The 2,214-nt window shown below is 30.1% G+C and carries 2 protein-coding genes and 2 pseudogenes; 1 reads left to right on the plus strand and 3 read right to left on the minus strand.

The window, feature by feature from the left end:
* The coding region (locus AFK68_RS00850; RefSeq protein WP_246843916.1) for a hypothetical protein at positions 1 to 562 on the plus strand (562 nt) is incomplete at its 5' end.
* Between the two features lie 400 nt (positions 563 to 962).
* Here the strand turns inward: AFK68_RS00850 and AFK68_RS00855 are convergent.
* The 3 genes and pseudogenes from AFK68_RS00855 to AFK68_RS00865 form a co-directional block, all read right to left on the minus strand.
* Positions 963 to 1,244 carry a DUF3288 family protein gene (locus AFK68_RS00855; protein WP_094670885.1) on the minus strand — a complete coding sequence of 94 codons (282 nt, stop codon included), beginning with the start codon at positions 1,242 to 1,244 and terminating at the stop codon, positions 963 to 965.
* A 276-nt stretch (positions 1,245 to 1,520) separates the two neighbouring features.
* A pseudogene (locus tag AFK68_RS00860) lies at positions 1,521 to 1,718 on the minus strand (tetratricopeptide repeat protein); the annotation flags it as partial.
* Between the two features lies 1 nt (position 1,719).
* Positions 1,720 to 2,214: pseudogene (locus tag AFK68_RS00865) on the minus strand (tetratricopeptide repeat protein); the annotation flags it as partial.

Raw genomic sequence — 2,214 nt, forward strand, 5'->3', positions numbered from 1 at the left:
TCCCTCCTTAAAATTGCTCCGAAAAATTGAATTAAATATTATGAGTGTTGTTGCAGCCAGAAAATATTCAGATCGCTTAATGTTTGCTTCTGATAGTATTCGAGTATCTGGTCATTTAAAAGAAAATTATCGTATAACAGGAGACGAACAAGGTAAACTTTTTGAAGTTAATGGTTTAGTTATTGGTGGTGTTGGTTTAATTATGGAATTAAGCTTTATGCAGATTTTTGCTAGAAATCACAAACCCGCAGCGCCAACTGTAGAAGCTGTTTTAGATTTCATTGTTGAGTTTTACACTTGGGCTAAATCTAAAGATGATTCTTTTTCTAAGAGAAATGATTATTTAATTGGAATTGAGGGAGAAGTTTTTCGGATTTGTGATAGTTATTTAGTAGAAAAAATTAATGAATTTGCAGCTATTGGAGCTGGAGAACATTTTGCTTTAACAGCAATGTATTTAGATAAAAATCCTCAAGAAGCTGTAGAAATTGCTAATGAATTATGCGTTTATTGTTCTCCTCCAATTAATATTATTACTAAAGAACTTAATGTTAATAGTTAAGATGGTTTGGTTGAAGTCAGATCTTCAATCAGAAGTTAAAAGTTAGAAGTTAGGAGTCAGAAGTTAGGAGAAAATTATAGTGGTTAATAGGAGTTAACAACTAAGTAAATTNAAGTATTGGTAATAACCAATTAGACAAACTTTGGAGAAAATTAAGACTAAAAAGATAGGGTATACCTCTGAGACTTAAGCGATAAATTAAAACACCGCCGAAAAAGTTAAGATGGTTTGGTTGAAGTCAGATCTTCAATCAGAAGTTAAAAGTTAGAAGTTAGGAGTCAGAAGTTAGGAGAAAATTATAGTGGTTAATAGGAGTTAACAACTAAGTAAATTTTTATGCTTAAATTATGACTCACATTATATTCTCCTGAATTCAGAATTCTGGCTCCTGACTCCTTACTTAAAACCAATCTTCTTGGTCATTATTGTGTTTTTTATAAACCTGACCTTTGTGATGAATTTCACGAGTTTTTTCATAGAGTTTTTCTTCAGTTAGCTCCCACTTTTGCAATACTTTTTCTAAGTCTCCTTGAATATCTTTTGCACCAGGAAAACCTCGATAACGAATTTTCAATCTTGCCAATTCTGCTAAGTTATAGTCAGTATCTTTTTCTGCTAATAGGGTGTTAACTATTTGTCTATCTTTATGATATTGAGGATGCTGTTGTTCTTCTGATTTCATATTAATTAAGGAATAATTCATTAATGGATAATGGATAATGGATAATGGATAATTGATAATTACCTCTTTAAGCAAGAAAAAAGGCAGTAAGGTTTAAAGCAATTTAGCAAAACTACTTTTTTCTCACTCAGCAATAAGGAAGAAACTAAAAGGGTTACAACAATTTATAAATTGAGAGAGAATAAAAAATTACTGCATAACTACTCTCCCTTAACCATAACATTAATAATTAATTATTAATTATTAATTGCTGATATCTGATATCTGATAACTGATTTAACTCTCTAGATTATTCCACTTTTTAAAATGACTATCTTGATGATTATTTTGATTATTATCAACTAAACTAGGCTGAAGTTCTAAAGCCTTTTCTTGAAAAAAAAATGCTTCGTAAAATCTTCCTTCTTGTTCTAAAACTTTGCCTAAATTCCAATAAGCTACTGCTAAATCAGGTTTCATTTTAATTGCTTTTCTNGATTATTATCAACTAAACTAGGCTGAAGTTCTAAAGCCTTTTCTTGAAAAAAAAATGCTTCGTAAAATCTTCCTTCTTGTTCTAAAACTTTGCCTAAATTCCAATAAGCTACTGCTAAATCAGGTTTCATTTTAATTGCTTTTCTATAAGTAATCATTGCTGCATCAATTTGCCCTTTTTTATAAAACATACTAGCCAAATTGACAAGAGCTTCAATAAAATTAGGATTGATTTTTATTGCCAATGAATAAGCACGAATAGCAGCATCTATTTTATTTTGTGCTTGTAGTGCGTTTCCCAAAGTTTTATAGACTGGAGCAAAATTTGCTTGTTTTTTTAATGCTTTATGACAAAGATCGATAGCTTCTCTAAAATTTCCTTTATTGTAATAAGTCTCCGCTAACTTATTAATAGCATCAACATCATCTTGCTCATCTTTCCATAACTCGGAGTAATCGTTTTTTACCTGACTTAATTCAGTATAATTTTTTTCGG

This window comes from Hydrocoleum sp. CS-953 (assembly GCF_002260545.1).
GTDB lineage: Bacteria > Cyanobacteriota > Cyanobacteriia > Cyanobacteriales > Microcoleaceae > Trichodesmium.

Excerpts from the sequence above, each read along its gene's own strand:
- AFK68_RS00855 (WP_094670885.1), bottom strand. The coding sequence starts at position 1,244 with ATGAAATCAGAAGAACAACAGCATCCTCAATATCATAAAGATAGACAA.